Source organism: Nocardioides sp. PD653-B2, from assembly GCF_002117935.1.
Taxonomy (GTDB): Bacteria; Actinomycetota; Actinomycetes; order Propionibacteriales; family Nocardioidaceae; genus Nocardioides.
Genome location: NZ_BDJE01000033.1, coordinates 1 through 13972, shown reverse-complemented (window position 1 = coordinate 13972; position 13972 = coordinate 1). Strand labels below are relative to the sequence as shown.

Annotated in this window: 22 protein-coding genes and 1 pseudogene; 22 read left to right on the top strand and 1 reads right to left on the bottom strand. The window is 67.0% G+C overall.

The window, feature by feature from the left end; all coding sequences use genetic code 11:
• Positions 1–52: 52 nt before the first annotated feature.
• The 22 genes from rplN to rplQ all read left to right on the top strand — a co-directional run bounded on the left by rplN (position 53) and on the right by rplQ (position 13602).
• Positions 53–421 carry a 50S ribosomal protein L14 gene (rplN, locus tag PD653B2_RS14605; protein WP_017932847.1) on the top strand — a complete coding sequence of 123 codons (369 nt, stop codon included), beginning with the start codon at positions 53–55 and terminating at the stop codon, positions 419–421.
• Between the two features lie 3 nt (positions 422–424).
• The gene (gene rplX / locus PD653B2_RS14600) at positions 425–787 is read left to right on the top strand and encodes a 50S ribosomal protein L24 (protein ID WP_085873122.1); all 363 of its coding nucleotides are present in this window, start codon (positions 425–427) and stop codon (positions 785–787) included.
• Positions 787–1380 carry a 50S ribosomal protein L5 gene (rplE, locus tag PD653B2_RS14595; protein ID WP_085873121.1) on the top strand — a complete coding sequence of 198 codons (594 nt, stop codon included), beginning with the start codon at positions 787–789 and terminating at the stop codon, positions 1378–1380. Before rplX ends, rplE begins: the two co-directional genes overlap by 1 nt.
• Before the next feature lies 1 nt (position 1381).
• Positions 1382–1567, top strand: coding sequence for a type Z 30S ribosomal protein S14 (locus tag PD653B2_RS14590; protein WP_011757321.1), 186 nt, complete (start codon positions 1382–1384; stop codon positions 1565–1567).
• Positions 1568–1647: 80 nt separating this feature from the next.
• On the top strand, positions 1648–2055 hold the full coding sequence (rpsH, locus tag PD653B2_RS14585; protein WP_085873120.1) for a 30S ribosomal protein S8: 408 nt from the start codon (positions 1648–1650) through the stop codon (positions 2053–2055).
• Between the two features lie 28 nt (positions 2056–2083).
• Positions 2084–2623: a 50S ribosomal protein L6 gene (gene rplF / locus PD653B2_RS14580; protein WP_085873119.1), complete on the top strand. Its 540-nt coding sequence runs from the start codon at positions 2084–2086 to the stop codon at positions 2621–2623.
• Position 2624: 1 nt separating this feature from the next.
• On the top strand, positions 2625–3008 hold the full coding sequence (rplR, locus tag PD653B2_RS14575) for a 50S ribosomal protein L18 (RefSeq protein ID WP_085873118.1): 384 nt from the start codon (positions 2625–2627) through the stop codon (positions 3006–3008).
• Positions 3009–3048: 40 nt separating this feature from the next.
• Complete coding sequence (gene rpsE, locus PD653B2_RS14570) at positions 3049–3666, top strand: 30S ribosomal protein S5 (RefSeq protein WP_085873117.1); 618 nt, start codon at positions 3049–3051, stop codon at positions 3664–3666.
• Positions 3666–3848: a 50S ribosomal protein L30 gene (gene rpmD, locus PD653B2_RS14565; RefSeq protein ID WP_085873116.1), complete on the top strand. Its 183-nt coding sequence runs from the start codon at positions 3666–3668 to the stop codon at positions 3846–3848. Before rpsE ends, rpmD begins: the two co-directional genes overlap by 1 nt.
• 1 nt (position 3849) lies before the next feature.
• Positions 3850–4290: a 50S ribosomal protein L15 gene (gene rplO, locus PD653B2_RS14560; RefSeq protein ID WP_085873115.1), complete on the top strand. Its 441-nt coding sequence runs from the start codon at positions 3850–3852 to the stop codon at positions 4288–4290.
• A 160-nt stretch (positions 4291–4450) separates the two neighbouring features.
• A complete protein-coding gene (secY, locus tag PD653B2_RS14555; RefSeq protein ID WP_085873114.1) occupies positions 4451–5755 on the top strand; it encodes a preprotein translocase subunit SecY in 1305 nt (434 codons plus the stop codon).
• Positions 5756–6331, top strand: coding sequence for an adenylate kinase (locus PD653B2_RS14550; protein WP_085873113.1), 576 nt, complete (start codon positions 5756–5758; stop codon positions 6329–6331). It abuts the gene before it with no gap.
• A gap of 48 nt (positions 6332–6379) precedes the next feature.
• Positions 6380–7198: a type I methionyl aminopeptidase gene (gene map / locus PD653B2_RS14545; protein ID WP_085873112.1), complete on the top strand. Its 819-nt coding sequence runs from the start codon at positions 6380–6382 to the stop codon at positions 7196–7198.
• 164 nt (positions 7199–7362) lie between these two features.
• On the top strand, positions 7363–8382 hold the full coding sequence (locus tag PD653B2_RS14540; RefSeq protein WP_085873111.1) for a TerC family protein: 1020 nt from the start codon (positions 7363–7365) through the stop codon (positions 8380–8382).
• A 28-nt stretch (positions 8383–8410) separates the two neighbouring features.
• The gene (locus PD653B2_RS14535; RefSeq protein WP_085873110.1) at positions 8411–9457 is read left to right on the top strand and encodes an LLM class flavin-dependent oxidoreductase; all 1047 of its coding nucleotides are present in this window, start codon (positions 8411–8413) and stop codon (positions 9455–9457) included.
• A gap of 288 nt (positions 9458–9745) precedes the next feature.
• Entirely contained in the window at positions 9746–9967 is a 222-nt protein-coding gene (infA, locus tag PD653B2_RS14530; protein ID WP_011757309.1) for a translation initiation factor IF-1, read from the top strand.
• 53 nt (positions 9968–10020) lie between these two features.
• The gene (rpmJ, locus tag PD653B2_RS14525; protein ID WP_011757308.1) at positions 10021–10134 is read left to right on the top strand and encodes a 50S ribosomal protein L36; all 114 of its coding nucleotides are present in this window, start codon (positions 10021–10023) and stop codon (positions 10132–10134) included.
• 168 nt (positions 10135–10302) lie between these two features.
• On the top strand, positions 10303–10677 hold the full coding sequence (gene rpsM, locus PD653B2_RS14520) for a 30S ribosomal protein S13 (RefSeq protein WP_085873109.1): 375 nt from the start codon (positions 10303–10305) through the stop codon (positions 10675–10677).
• A 98-nt stretch (positions 10678–10775) separates the two neighbouring features.
• A complete protein-coding gene (gene rpsK / locus PD653B2_RS14515; protein WP_085873108.1) occupies positions 10776–11183 on the top strand; it encodes a 30S ribosomal protein S11 in 408 nt (135 codons plus the stop codon).
• 29 nt (positions 11184–11212) lie between these two features.
• Positions 11213–11821: a 30S ribosomal protein S4 gene (gene rpsD / locus PD653B2_RS14510; protein ID WP_085873107.1), complete on the top strand. Its 609-nt coding sequence runs from the start codon at positions 11213–11215 to the stop codon at positions 11819–11821.
• A gap of 120 nt (positions 11822–11941) precedes the next feature.
• Positions 11942–12958 carry a DNA-directed RNA polymerase subunit alpha gene (locus PD653B2_RS14505; RefSeq protein WP_085873106.1) on the top strand — a complete coding sequence of 339 codons (1017 nt, stop codon included), beginning with the start codon at positions 11942–11944 and terminating at the stop codon, positions 12956–12958.
• Positions 12959–13029: 71 nt separating this feature from the next.
• On the top strand, positions 13030–13602 hold the full coding sequence (rplQ, locus tag PD653B2_RS14500) for a 50S ribosomal protein L17 (RefSeq protein WP_085873105.1): 573 nt from the start codon (positions 13030–13032) through the stop codon (positions 13600–13602).
• 170 nt (positions 13603–13772) lie between these two features.
• Here the strand turns inward: rplQ and PD653B2_RS25035 are convergent.
• Positions 13773–13972: pseudogene (locus PD653B2_RS25035) on the bottom strand (HNH endonuclease); the annotation flags it as partial.

The following is a 13972-nucleotide window of genomic DNA, read 5'->3' as shown; positions in this document are numbered from 1 at the left end:
GGCTCCGCGCTCGTGAAGCGCTGAGAACCAGCTCGACAACCAGGAGAAACTGATGATCCAGCAGGAGTCGCGACTCAAGGTCGCCGACAACACCGGTGCGAAGGAAATCCTTTGCATCCGTGTTCTCGGTGGCTCGGGTCGGCGCTACGCCGGTATCGGCGACGTCATCGTCGCCACCGTGAAGGACGCGATCCCCGGTGGCAACGTGAAGAAGGGTGACGTCGTCAAGGCCGTCATCGTGCGCACCGTCAAGGAGCGCCGCCGCCCGGACGGTTCGTACATCCGCTTCGACGAGAACGCCGCCGTGATCCTCAAGAACGACGGCGAGCCGCGAGGCACCCGCATTTTCGGCCCCGTGGGCCGCGAGCTGCGCGAGAAGAAGTTCATGAAGATCATCTCGCTCGCGCCGGAGGTGCTCTGACCCATGGCCAAGAGCGTGAACATCAAGAAGGGCGACACCGTCAAGGTGATCGCAGGCAAGGACAAGGGTGCCGAGGGCAAGGTCATCCAGGTGCTCCGTGAGGAGCAGCGGGTGATCGTCGAGGGCGTGAACCGCGTCAAGCGGCACACCAAGGTCGTCAACCAGGGCGGTCGCGCCGGCACCACCGGCGGCATCATCACCGCCGAGGCGCCCATCCACGTCTCCAACGTGATGCTGGTCGACGGCGACGGCGTGACCCGGATCGGCTTCCGCCGTGACGAGGTCACCAAGCGTCGCCCCGACGGCTCGACGTACAAGGCGGAGCGCAGCGTCCGCATCTCCCGCAAGACCGGCAAGGACATCTGATGACCGAGACCCAGACGGAGACCGAGACGACCACCGCGTCCGCGAAGGTCACCCCGCGTCTCAAGACCCGCTACCGCGAGGAGATCCTCCCCGCGCTGCAGACCGAGTTCGACATCAAGAACGTCATGCAGGTCCCCGGCCTGACCAAGATCGTGGTCAACATGGGTGTCGGCGAGGCGGCTCGCGACTCGAAGCTGATCGATGGTGCCGTCAAGGACCTCACCGCGATCACCGGCCAGAAGCCGCTCGTCACCAAGGCGCGCAAGTCGATCGCGCAGTTCAAGCTGCGCGAGGGCATGCCGATCGGTGCGCACACCACGCTGCGCGGTGACCGGATGTGGGAGTTCCTCGACCGCCTGCTGTCGCTGGCGCTGCCCCGGATCCGCGACTTCCGCGGTCTGAACCCCGGCCAGTTCGACGGTCGTGGCAACTACACCTTCGGTCTCACCGAGCAGGTCATGTTCCACGAGATCGACCAGGACCGGATCGACCGCTCGCGCGGTATGGACATCACGATCGTCACCACTGCCACCAACGACGACGAGGGCCGTGCGCTGCTGAAGCAGCTCGGCTTCCCGTTCAAGGAGAACTGACATGGCGAAGACCGCCCTGAAGGTCAAGGCCGCTCGCAAGCCGAAGTTCGCGGTGCGCGGCTACACCCGCTGCCAGCGCTGTGGCCGGCCCAAGGCCGTCTACCGCAAGTTCGGCCTGTGCCGCATCTGCCTCCGAGAGATGGCCCACCGCGGCGAGCTGCCCGGCGTGACCAAGTCCTCCTGGTAATCACCTCTACACGCTGAAGGTCGCCCGACCTGCCTCATCGGCAGGGACCGGCGCGAAACCACGGCGAGAAAGAAAACATCATGACGATGACTGACCCGATCGCAGACATGCTCACTCGTCTGCGCAACGCCAACCAGGCGTACCACGACGCGGTGTCGATGCCGTACAGCAAGCTGAAGCAGGGCGTCGCCGAGATCCTCAAGCAGGAGGGCTACATCACGTCGTTCGACGTGAAGGAGCCGACTGAAGGGGAGGTCGGAAAGACGCTGACCATCACGCTCAAGTACGGCCGCAACCGGGAGCGCTCCATCGCGGGCGTCCGCCGGATCAGCAAGCCCGGTCTCCGGGTCTACGCCAAGCACACGGGTCTCCCGAAGGTGCTCGGCGGGCTGGGCGTCGCGATCATCTCGACGAGCCAGGGCCTGCTGACCGACCGCCAGGCCAACAAGAAGGGCGTGGGTGGGGAAGTCCTCGCCTACGTCTGGTAACGACGAGACCGAGAAGGAGAACAACGACATGTCACGTATTGGCAAGCTTCCCGTCGCGGTCCCGTCCGGTGTCGACGTGGCGATCGACGGCCAGCTGGTGACCGTCAAGGGCCCCAAGGGCACCCTGTCGCACGCCGTGGCCGCACCGATCACCGTCGAGAAGGGCGATGGCGTCCTCGACGTCAAGCGTCCCGACGAGGAGCGCATCAGCAAGTCCCTCCATGGGCTGACCCGCACGCTGGTCAACAACATGGTCGTGGGCGTCACCGAGGGCTACGAGAAGAAGCTCGAGATCGTGGGCGTGGGTTACCGCGTCCTGCCGAAGAGCCCGACCCAGCTGGAGTTCCAGCTCGGTTACTCCCACTCGATCGTCTTCGACGCCCCCGAGGGCATCACGTTCACCACCGATGGTCCGACCCGCCTCGGCGTGCTCGGCATCGACAAGCAGCTCGTCGGCGAGACCGCCGCGAAGATCCGCAAGCTGCGCAAGCCCGAGCCCTACAAGGGCAAGGGCGTTCGCTACGCCGGCGAGCACATCCGCCGCAAGGTCGGAAAGGCCGGTAAGTGACATGGCGATCTCGCTGAGCAACAACAAGCACACCGCAGGCCGGGTCAAGGCCCGTCTGCGTCGCCAGGTCCGTGGTCGCAAGAAGGTGTCTGGCACTCCCGAGCGCCCGCGCCTGGTCGTGACCCGTTCCTCGAAGCACATCACCGTCCAGGTCGTCGACGACCTGGTCGGCAAGACGCTCGCCTACGCCTCCACGATGGAGGCCGACCTGCGCGGCTTCGAGGGCGACAAGACGGCCAAGGCCAAGAAGGTCGGCGAGCTCGTCGCCGAGCGCGCCAAGTCGGCTGGTATCGACGGCGTGGTCTTCGACCGTGCCGGCAACAAGTACCACGGTCGCATCGCGGCCCTGGCCGACGGCGCCCGCGCCGGCGGTCTGACCTTCTGATCGAACGACAAGCTAGAAACAGAGAGAAGAGGAAAGTCTCATGAGCGGAGCCCAGCGCAGTGCGCGCGGTGGCGAGCGCCGTGGTGGACGCGACGATCGTCGCGGCCAGGGTGCTGACAAGACCGCCTACATCGAGCGCGTCGTTGCGATCAACCGTGTCGCCAAGGTCGTGAAGGGTGGTCGTCGCTTCAGCTTCACCGCCCTCGTGGTCGTCGGCGACGGTGAGGGGATGGTCGGCGTCGGCTACGGCAAGGCCAAGGAAGTTCCCGCAGCGATCGCCAAGGGTGTCGAGGAGGCGAAGAAGAACTTCTTCCGCGTCCCCCGCATCCAGGGCACGATCCCGCACCCGGTCCAGGGTGAGAAGGCCGCCGGCGTGGTCATGCTGCGCCCGGCCGCTCCCGGTACCGGTGTCATCGCCGGTGGTCCGGTGCGTGCGGTGCTCGAGTGCGCCGGCATCCACGACATCCTGAGCAAGTCGCTCGGTTCGTCGAACCAGATCAACATCGTGCACGCGACCGTCGAGGCGCTGAAGATGCTCGAGCAGCCCGAGCAGGTTGCCGCTCGTCGCGGCCTGCCGGTCGAGGACGTCGCTCCGGCGGCACTCCTCAAGGCTCGCATCGAGGTTCCCGCGGGGGTCTCGCAGGAGGTGTCCTCCTGATGGCGCAGCTCAAGGTCCAGCAGAAGAAGGGCACGGTCGGCATCAAGGCGAACCAGCGAGAGACCCTGCGTACGCTCGGTCTCAAGCGGATCGGCGATGTCGTCGTGAAGGAGGACCGCCCGGAGATCCGCGGCATGGTCAACACCGTCCGTCACCTCGTGACGGTCGAGGAGGTCGAGTGACATGACGCTCAAGCTGCATCACCTGCGCCCGGCTCCGGGTGCCAAGACCGCGAAGACCCGTGTGGGTCGCGGTGAGGGCTCGAAGGGTAAGACCTCGGGCCGCGGTACCAAGGGCACCAAGGCCCGCTACCAGGTTCCGGTCGCCTTCGAGGGTGGCCAGATGCCGATCCACATGCGGCTCCCGAAGCTCAAGGGCTTCAAGAACCCGTTCAAGGTGGAGTTCCAGGTCGTCAACCTCGACCGCATCAACGAGCTCTTCCCGAACGGCGGCCCCGTCACGATCGACGACCTGGTCGCCAAGGGTGCGGTCCGTGACAACAACCCCGTCAAGGTCCTCGGTCAGGGAGACCTGACGGTCGCCGTCCAGGTGAGCGCCAACGCGTTCTCCGGGTCGGCCGCCGAGAAGATCGCGGCCGCCGGCGGAACTACCACGGTCGTCTGATCCGTTTGACCAGCAGCGTAGAGGGCGCGGCGGTCCCGTCATCGACAGGACCGTTCGCGCCCGACGCGCATTCTGGGGTCTGGATGCCGCCTGTTAGGCTTCCACGGGTCTCTGCGAGTGAGTCGCGGGGGCCGTTTCACGCTTGGAGAAAGAGGATCTCGTGCTGAGCGCGTTCGCGAACGCTTTCCGGACCCCGGACCTGCGGCGCAAGTTGCTGTTCGTCCTGTTGATCATCACGATCTTCCGGCTCGGATCGCAGATCCCGACCCCTGGTGTCGACGTGGCCAACGTCCAGGCCTGCATCAAGATCGCCCAGGACGGCGACAACGCCGGCCTCTACAACCTGGTCAACCTGTTCTCCGGCGGAGCGCTGCTCCAGCTGACGATCTTCGCGCTCGGCATCATGCCGTACATCACCGCCAGCATCATCCTCCAGCTGCTCGTCGTGGTCATCCCGCGGCTCGAAGCGCTGAAGAAGGAGGGCCAGTCCGGCCAGACCAAGATCACGCAGTACACCCGCTACCTCACGCTGGGGCTCGCCGTCCTCCAGGCGACCGGCATCGTGGCGCTGGCCCGCTCGGGCAACCTGCTCCAGGGCTGCCAGCAGAGCCTGCTGCACGACGACGGCACGGCGACGTTCCTCACCATGGTCGTCACGATGACCGCCGGCACCGCCGTGATCATGTGGCTCGGCGAGCTGATCACCGAGCGCGGCATCGGCAACGGCATGTCGCTGCTGATCTTCACGCAGGTCGTCTCCAGCTTCCCGTCCTCCCTGTGGGCGGTGCAGAAGTCCAAGGGCTGGTGGGTCCTCGGGATCGTGCTGATCGTCGGCCTCGTCATCATCGCCGCGGTCATCTTCGTCGAACAGGCGCAGCGCCGGATTCCGGTGCAGTACGCCCGGCGGATGGTCGGCCGCAAGATGTTCGGCGGCAGCTCGACCTACATCCCGCTCAAGGTCAACCAAGCCGGTGTCATCCCGGTCATCTTCGCCTCGTCGCTGCTCTACCTGCCGGCGATGCTGGTCCAGTTCAACCCGAACACCGACTCCGGGTGGACGTCGTGGATCAGCTCCTACCTGGTGCGCGGCGACCACCCGCTCTACATGATCACGTTCTTCCTGCTCATCGTCTTCTTCACCTACTTCTACGTCTCGATCACCTTCAACCCCGAAGAGGTCGCGGACAACATGAAGAAGTACGGCGGCTTCATCCCCGGGATCCGGGCGGGCAAGCCGACCGAGGACTACCTGTCCTACGTCCTGTCCCGCATCACGCTGCCCGGTGCGTTGTACCTCGGTCTGGTCGCACTCATACCGCTGATCGCCTTCGCCGTGATCGGTGCCAACCAGAACTTCCCGTTCGGTGGCACCAGCATCCTGATCATGGTCGGCGTCGCCCTCGACACGGTGAAGCAGATCGAGAGCCAGCTCCAGCAGCGCAACTACGAAGGATTCCTACGTTAAATGCGCTTGATAATCATGGGTCCCCCCGGGGCCGGCAAGGGCACCCAGGCCAAGTTCATCGCCGAGCACTTCAAGATCCCGGCGATCTCCACCGGTGACATCTTCCGCGCCAACGTGTCCGAGGGGACCGAGCTCGGCATCCAGGCGAAGCGATTCATGGACGCCGGCGACTACGTCCCCGACGAGGTCACCAACCTGATGGTGCGCAACCGGATCGACGAGCCGGACGCCGCCAACGGCTTCCTGCTCGACGGGTACCCGCGCACGCTCGCCCAGGTCGAGGAGCTCGACGGGATGATCAAGTTCACCGGTCACCAGCTCGACGCGGTCGTCTGCCTCACCGTCGACCAGGACGAGATCGTCAGCCGCCTGCTCCAGCGCGCCCAGGTCGAGGGCCGCGCCGACGACACCGAGGACGTGATCCGGCGCCGCCAGGAGCTCTACCTCGAGCAGACCGAGCCGTTGATCGACGTCTACCAGAAGCGCGGCATCGTGGTCGAGGTCGACGGCATGGGCGAGGTCTCCGAGGTCACCAACCGGGTCTTCGAAGCCCTGGACGTCCTCCCGGAGTCCTGAGCGAGCCGCCACCGGCGGGTCGAGACCTCGGAAGATTGGAAGCGACCTGTGGGACTGCTCGACCGCGGCATCGAGATCAAGTCGCCCGACCAGATCGACGGGATGCGCCGCGCCGGTCTGGTCGTCGGCCAGACTCTCGAGCTGCTCCGCGGCAGCGTCCGCGCCGGCATCTCCACCGGTGAGCTCGACGCGATCGCCGAGGACAACATCCGCTCGTCGGGCGCCACGCCGTCGTTCCTGGGCTACCACGGGTTCCCGGGGTCGATCTGTACGTCGGTGAACGACGAGGTCGTGCACGGCATCCCGGGCGAGCGGGTGCTGGCCGACGGCGACGTCATCTCGATCGACTGCGGCGCGATCGTCGCGGGCTGGCACGGCGACGCCGCGATCACCGTCGCGGTCGGCGTCGTCCCTCCCGAGGTCACCGAGCTGATGCGGGTGACCGAGGAGGCGATGTGGCGCGGGATCGCGGCCGCCCACCTCGGGGGCCGGGTCACCGACATCTCCCACGCCGTCGAGCGGCACGTCCGTGGCGCCGGCCGCTACGGGATCCTCGAGGACTACACCGGCCACGGCATCGGCTCCGCGATGCACCAGCCGCCGAACGTGCCCAACTTCGGGCGGCCCGGCAAGGGTCCCAAGCTGGTGGAGGGCCTGGCCCTGGCCGTCGAGCCGATGGTCACGCTCGGTACCAAGGAGACGACCCTGCTCGAGGACGACTGGACGGTCGTGACCGACGACGGCAGCTGGGCCGCGCACGTCGAACACACCTTCACCCTCACGCCCCGGGGCGCCTGGGTGCTGACGGCCCTCGACGGCGGGGAGGCCGCGCTGTCCGCGCTCGGTGCCCCGTTCGGCGGCCGTTGACCCGTGTGACAGGATAGGCCTCGCAGAGGGGAGTATTCCTTCGCTGCCGGCTCGTCAGCACGAGCGCGAGTTCGTTTCGCGCTCCGGGCCTGCAGGTCACCTGTCCGGTGGCGGAAGAGACCTTTGACGTTCCGTCGTCCCCTCACCTTGCAGGAGCTGCACCCGTGGAGATCTCCACCCTCGAATGGGCCATCACCATCGCCATCACAGTGGCGGTGCTGGCCTTCGACGTCGTCGTCATCGCGCGCGACCCGCACGAGCCCACCATGCGGGAGTGCGCGGTCGCGCTCAGCGTCTACGTCGGCGCGGCCGTCGCGTTCGGCGCCTGGATCTGGCTCGGCCACGGCCACGACTACGGCGTGCAGTTCTACGCCGGCTGGCTGACGGAGTACTCCCTCTCCATCGACAACCTCTTCGTCTTCATCATCTTGATGGCCGCGCTGAAGGTGCCCCGGGAGTACCAGCAGGAGGCGCTGATGGTCGGCATCGTGCTGGCCCTGCTCTTCCGCGCGATCTTCATCGCCCTCGGCTACCAGCTCATCGAGAACTTCAGCTGGGTCTTCTACGCCTTCGGCGCCTTCCTGGTCTACACGGCGGTCTCCCTGATCAAGAGCTACCGCAGCCACGAGGACGAGCACCCGGAGGACAACCGGGTCGTGAAGTTCGCCCAGTCGCACCTCAACGTCGGCGAGGAGTTCCGCGGGCTCAAGCTCTGGTACCGCGTCAACGGCGCCCGGCTGGTGTCGCCGATGCTGATCGTGATCATCGCCCTCGGCACCACCGACCTGCTGTTCGCGCTCGACTCGATCCCGGCGATCTTCGGCATCACCCAGGAGCCCTACCTCGTCTTCACCGCCAACGTCTTCGCCCTGATGGGCCTGCGCCAGCTCTACTTCCTGCTCGGCGGCCTCCTCAAGCGGCTGGTCTACCTGTCGCTCGGGCTGGCGTTCATCCTCGCGTTCATCGGTGTGAAGCTCGTCCTGCACGCGCTGCACGAGAACGAGCTGCCGTTCATCAACGGCGGCGAGCCGCTCCACGTCCCGGACATCTCGGCGCTGGTCAGCCTCGGCGTCATCGTCGTGACCCTCGCGGTCACGGCAGGGCTGAGCCTGTACGCGGCGGCGCGGATGACCGAGGAGGAGATCGAGGACAAGACCTCCTCCCTGCGCGCTGCGGAGGAATAGCCCCGGGGCCGCCGGTGGTTCGGAGAGAGTGAGCGAACGCCGTACGACCCTCTCCGTCCTCGACCTGGTGCCCGTGCGCACCGACCAGAGCACGGGGGACGCGCTCGCCGCGTCCCTCTCCCTCGCCCGGGCCGCCGACGAGCTGGGCTACGAGCGCTACTGGGTCGCTGAGCACCACAACATGCCGGCCGTCGCGGCCACCAACCCGCCGGTGCTGATCGGGCTGATCGCCGGCGCGACCTCGCGGATCCGGGTCGGCTCGGGCGGCGTGATGCTGCCCAACCACGCTCCGCTGGTGATCGCCGAGCAGTTCGCGCTCCTCGAAGCGGCCTTCCCCGGGCGCATCGACCTCGGCATCGGCCGCGCGCCGGGCAGCGACCCGGTCACGAGCTACGCGCTGAGGCACGGTGCCGGGGGAGTGAGCGACGAGGCCGTCACGCACTTCCCGGAGTACGTCGACAACGTGCTCGCCATGATGGAGCCGGACGGCGTCGGGCTGGCCCTCCAGGGCCGCACCTACCCCCTCAAGGCGACCCCGGGAGCCCGGTCGGTGCCGACGATCTGGCTGCTCGGCTCCTCCGACTACTCGGCCCGGCTGGCCGCCGAGAAGGGCATGCCGTACGTCTTCGCGCACCACTTCTCCGGCAGTGGCACGGCCGAGGCGCTCGAGCTCTACCGTTCGACCTTCCGCCCCTCGCCCGAGCTCGCGGAGCCGCGCACGTTCCTGACCGTCAACGTGGCCGTCGCCGAGACCGACGAGGAGGCGCAGCGTCTCGCCCTGCCCCAGCTGCAGGCCATGGTCGCGCTGCGCACGGGTGGCGAACTGCAGCCGCAGCGCCTGGTCGAGGAGGCCGAGAAGGTCGAGCTGTCGCCGGCGCACCTCGAGCTGATGGAGTCGATGGCGTCGCGCTGGGTGATCGGCACCCCGGACCGGGCCCGCGCCCGGATCGACGAGCTCGCCGCGACCTATGGCGTCGACGAGGTGATGGTGCACCCGGTCGCCGGGGCGTTCGTGGGCACCGAGCCGGGGTCCGCGCCCGCCCGGGAGGCGACCCTGCGCCTGCTCGCGGGCTGAGTCCGTCCGCCGAGGGCGATCGGATTAGAGTTTCGGGGCGGTTTCCGCGTAAACTGGCGTGTCGGCCCAACGTGGGTCTGCTTCGTGGCGCCTCGCGGCTGCCAGGACACAACTCGGATCGCTCGCCAGGGCGGTCGGTCGTGCGCCTGGGATGAGGAACCCGGAGCGGCCGTACGAGGTCCACCGCCGCCCTCGGGCGACGGAGGTTCCCGGGCCAGCTGACCTCCGGACCGATCCGGTGGCCAGTGCAGCAAACGGTAGACAAGCAAGCAACAGATTGTGGAGGACATGCCGAAGAAAGAAGGCGTGATCGAGATCGAGGGCACCGTCGTGGAAGCCCTGCCGAATGCCATGTTCCGCGTCGAGCTGAGCAATGGGCACAAGGTTCTCGCCCACATCAGCGGCAAGATGCGCCAGCACTACATCCGGATCCTCCCCGAGGACCGCGTGGTGGTGGAGCTCTCGCCGTACGACCTCACCCGGGGTCGGATCGTCTACCGATACAAGTGAGCGAGCCCGCGAGCTCGCTCAGGTGAACCGAACACAGCCGAAAGGACCTCCTCGTGAAGGTCAAGCCCAGCGTCAAGCCGATCTGTGACAAGTGCAAGGTGATTCGTCGCCACGGCCGCGTCATGGTGATCTGCGAGAACCCGCGTCACAAGCAGCGCCAGGGCTGATCCAGCCCGGGTAGCACGCACCGCAACAACTGAACAACCACAACGTGATCGCTTAGCCCGTCGTACGACGAGCGAAACACCTCCGGAGCAGACGGCCGGAGCCCGGACACACGAGGCCGGGACGCGTCACGACCGAAACCGCTGCGAACAACCGTAAGGAACCGCCACATGGCACGCCTCGTTGGTGTGGACCTCCCGCGCGACAAGCGCATCGAGATCGCACTCACCTACATCTACGGCATCGGCCGTACCCGTTCCCAGCAGCTCCTGCAGGAGACCGGGGTCAACCCCGATCTGCGCGTCCACCAGCTGGGCGACGACGAGCTGGTCAAGCTCCGCGACGCGATCGAAGCCAACTTCAAGATCGAGGGTGACCTCCGTCGCGAGGTCCAGGCAGACATCCGCCGCAAGATCGAGATCGGCAGCTACCAGGGACGCCGCCACCGTCAGGGCCTCCCGGTCCGCGGTCAGCGCACCAAGACCAACGCCCGCACCCGCAAGGGTCCGAAGCGCACGGTTGCCGGCAAGAAGAAGGCCAAGTAGGTCTCGACACGCCGTTCGCTCGTACCTCGCGAACTGCTACTCGACCACCGAACGCTTTCTGATCACCAACCAGACCAGCTACTTCAGGAGATAACTGCATGCCTCCCAAGAGCCGCACCGCGGCCGGCGCCAAGAAGGTGCGCCGCAAGGAGAAGAAGAACGTCGCTCTGGGCGAAGCCCACATCAAGAGCACGTTCAACAACACGATCGTCACGATCACCGACCCCACCGGGGCGGTCATCTCGTGGGCCTCGGCCGGCACCGTCGGTTTCAAGGGCTCGCGCAAGTCCACCCCGTTCGCCGCTCAGATGGCAGCCGAGGCTGCCGGTCGTCGGGCGATGGAGCACGGCATGAAGAAGATCGACGTCTTCGTCAAGGGTCCGGGTTCGGGCCGCGAGACGGCGATCCGGTCCCTGGGTGCGATCGGCCTCGAGGTCGGCACCATCCAGGACGTCACGCCCACGCCCCACAACGGATGCCGCCCGCCCAAGCGCCGGCGCGTCTGACCCGACACGCGAGAACAGGAGACTGACTGATGGCCCGTTACATCGGCCCCATGACCAAGAAGTCGCGCCGCCTCGGTGTCGACCTCGTTGGTGGCGACCAGGCTTTCGAGCGTCGCCCGTACCCCCCCGGCCAGCACGGCCGCGGACGCATCAAGGAGAGCGAGTACCTCCTCCAGCTTCGTGAGAAGCAGAAGGCTCGCTACACCTACGGCGTCCTCGAGAAGCAGTTCCACAACTACTACACCGAGGCCTCGCGCCGTTCGGGCAAGACGGGCGACAACCTGCTCCAGCTGCTCGAGTGCCGCCTGGACAACGTGGTCTACCGCGCCGGCTTCGCCCGCACGCGTCGCCACGCCCGCCAGCTGGTCTCGCACGGTCACTTCAAGGTGAACGGCAAGAAGGTCGACATCCCGTCCTTCCAGGTCACCGCCCACGACGTGATCGACGTGCGCGAGAAGTCGCTCGAGATGACCCCGTTCATCGTGGCTCGCGAGACCCACGGCGAGCGCCACGTCCCGGCGTGGCTCGAGGCGATCCCGTCGCGGATGCGCGTGCTCGTCCACCAGCTCCCGGTCCGGGCCCAGATCGACCTCCCGGTCCAGGAGCAGCTCATCGTCGAGTACTACTCGAAGAAGTAGCACCCGGACGGCGTCCCTGCCCTCTGACTCGTCGGAGGTCCGGGGCGCCGACCACACCTTCCGTCAACTCTGCAGTTCGAGCCCGTCAAATAGCGGGTGGGCTCGGAAAGGAAAAAACAAGTGCTCATCGCACAGCGCCCCACTCTGTCGGAAGAGACCGTCGACGAGTTCCGTTCGCGGTTCGTCATCGAGCCGCTCGAGCCTGGCTTCGGCTACACGCTCGGGAACTCGCTGCGTCGCACCCTTCTCTCGTCCATCCCCGGTGCTTCGGTCACGAGCATCAAGGTGGACACCGTCCTCCACGAGTTCTCGACCATCGAGGGCGTCAAGGAAGACGTCACGGAGATGATCCTCAACCTCAAGGGCCTCGTGGTCTCCTCGGAGCACGACGAGCCCGTCACCATGTACCTGCGCAAGTCGGGTGCCGGTGACGTCACCGCCGCCGACATCGCGCCGCCGGCCGGCGTCGAGGTCCACAACCCCGACCTCAAGATCGCCACGCTGTCCGACAAGGGCAAGCTGGAGATGGAGCTGGTCGTGGAGCGTGGCCGCGGCTACGTGTCCGCCGTCCAGAACAAGGGCGCGGACAACGAGATCGGCCGGATGCCGGTCGACTCGATCTACAGCCCGGTCATGAAGGTCACCTACAAGGTCGAGGCCACCCGTGTCGAGCAGCGCACGGACTTCGACAAGCTCGTCATCGACGTCGAGACCAAGCCGTCGATCCGTCCCCGCGACGCGATCGCCTCGGCCGGCAAGACCCTGGTCGAGCTGTTCGGCCTGGCGCGCGAGCTGAACGTCGAGGCCGAGGGCATCGACATCGGCCCGTCGCCCGTCGACGAGCAGCTGGCCGCCGACCTCGCCCTCCCGGTCGAGGACCTGCAGCTGACCGTCCGCTCCTACAACTGCCTCAAGCGCGAGGGCATCCACACCGTGGGTGAGCTCATCAGCCGCTCGGAGCAGGACCTGCTCGACATCCGCAACTTCGGTGCGAAGTCGATCGACGAGGTCAAGGCCAAGCTGGTCGAGATGGGCCTGTCCCTCAAGGACAGCGCGCCCGGCTTCGACCCGCACGCCGCTCTCGCGGCGTACGGCGATGACGACGACGACGCCTTCGTCGAGGACGAGCAGTACTAATCCACCAAAACCGACCGTGAGGTCGTCTACCCGAGTACCTGGTACGGCTCGGGAGAAATGAGAGAGACGAAATGCCTACTCCCAAGAAGGGCAAGCGCCTCGGCGGTAGCCCGGCCCACCAGCGGCTGATCATCAGCAACCTGGCGACCGCGCTCTTCGAGCACGGTCGGATCACGACCACCGAGGCGAAGGCCCGCGTCCTGCGGCCGCACGCCGAGAAGCTGATCACCAAGGCCAAGAAGGGCGACCTGCACAACCGGCGCGAGGTCCTCAAGACCATCCGCGACAAGTCGGTCGTACACACCCTGTTCACGGACATCGCGCCGACCTTCGCGGAGCGTCCGGGTGGCTACACCCGGATCACGAAGATCGGGCCGCGCAAGGGCGACAACGCCCCCATGGCCGTGATCGAGCTCGTGACCGAGGCCTACAAGCCCTCGGCCCCGAAGGCCAAGAAGACGGCTGCTCCGGCCGCCGCCCCGGCTCCGGTCGAGGAGGCTCCGGCTGACGAGACCGTGGTCGACGAGGCCCTGCTCGAGCAGGTCGACGAGGCGTCGCCCGAGGAGAGCGTGGTCGCCGAGGCCGAGCCCGTCGCTGACGAGGCTCCCGCCGCGGAGAGCACCGAGGACGAGGACAAGGCCTGATCCAGGCCCCAGCGTCACCAACGACCCGCCAGACCCCTGTCTGGCGGGTCGTTGTCATTTCCGCGCGAGCACGGTGCGCCAGGCGGGCGGCGACCACCCGGGCTGCGGACCGTTGTTCGGGTGCGGGCGTGGGTGTGGCCCCGCGGGCGGTGGCCGGCGGGGTCGGGTGGTCAGGGATGTCGTGGGTGGGTGAGGTCGTTGAGGTAGACGTGCCCCAAGGGGCTGGTCCAGTGGAAGGTCCGGGGTGCGGTGCGTTGGTAGGTCCAGCCGCCGTGGGTCTTGTGCCGGTGGTGGTGGCGGCAGAGCGGGGCGAGGTTGCAGGAGCAGGTGGGACCGCCCTGGTCGTAGCCGATGATGTGGTCGGCGTCGC

Coding starts and splice junctions, on each gene's coding strand:
- rplN (WP_017932847.1), top strand. CDS start 53: ATGATCCAGCAGGAGTCGCGACTCAAGGTCGCCGACAACACCGGTGCG.
- rplX (WP_085873122.1), top strand. CDS start 425: ATGGCCAAGAGCGTGAACATCAAGAAGGGCGACACCGTCAAGGTGATC.
- rplE (WP_085873121.1), top strand. CDS start 787: ATGACCGAGACCCAGACGGAGACCGAGACGACCACCGCGTCCGCGAAG.
- PD653B2_RS14590 (WP_011757321.1), top strand. CDS start 1,382: ATGGCGAAGACCGCCCTGAAGGTCAAGGCCGCTCGCAAGCCGAAGTTC.
- rpsH (WP_085873120.1), top strand. CDS start 1,648: ATGACGATGACTGACCCGATCGCAGACATGCTCACTCGTCTGCGCAAC.
- rplF (WP_085873119.1), top strand. CDS start 2,084: ATGTCACGTATTGGCAAGCTTCCCGTCGCGGTCCCGTCCGGTGTCGAC.
- rplR (WP_085873118.1), top strand. CDS start 2,625: ATGGCGATCTCGCTGAGCAACAACAAGCACACCGCAGGCCGGGTCAAG.
- rpsE (WP_085873117.1), top strand. CDS start 3,049: ATGAGCGGAGCCCAGCGCAGTGCGCGCGGTGGCGAGCGCCGTGGTGGA.
- rpmD (WP_085873116.1), top strand. CDS start 3,666: ATGGCGCAGCTCAAGGTCCAGCAGAAGAAGGGCACGGTCGGCATCAAG.
- rplO (WP_085873115.1), top strand. CDS start 3,850: ATGACGCTCAAGCTGCATCACCTGCGCCCGGCTCCGGGTGCCAAGACC.
- PD653B2_RS14550 (WP_085873113.1), top strand. CDS start 5,756: ATGCGCTTGATAATCATGGGTCCCCCCGGGGCCGGCAAGGGCACCCAG.
- infA (WP_011757309.1), top strand. CDS start 9,746: ATGCCGAAGAAAGAAGGCGTGATCGAGATCGAGGGCACCGTCGTGGAA.
- rpsM (WP_085873109.1), top strand. CDS start 10,303: ATGGCACGCCTCGTTGGTGTGGACCTCCCGCGCGACAAGCGCATCGAG.
- rpsK (WP_085873108.1), top strand. CDS start 10,776: ATGCCTCCCAAGAGCCGCACCGCGGCCGGCGCCAAGAAGGTGCGCCGC.
- rpsD (WP_085873107.1), top strand. CDS start 11,213: ATGGCCCGTTACATCGGCCCCATGACCAAGAAGTCGCGCCGCCTCGGT.
- rplQ (WP_085873105.1), top strand. CDS start 13,030: ATGCCTACTCCCAAGAAGGGCAAGCGCCTCGGCGGTAGCCCGGCCCAC.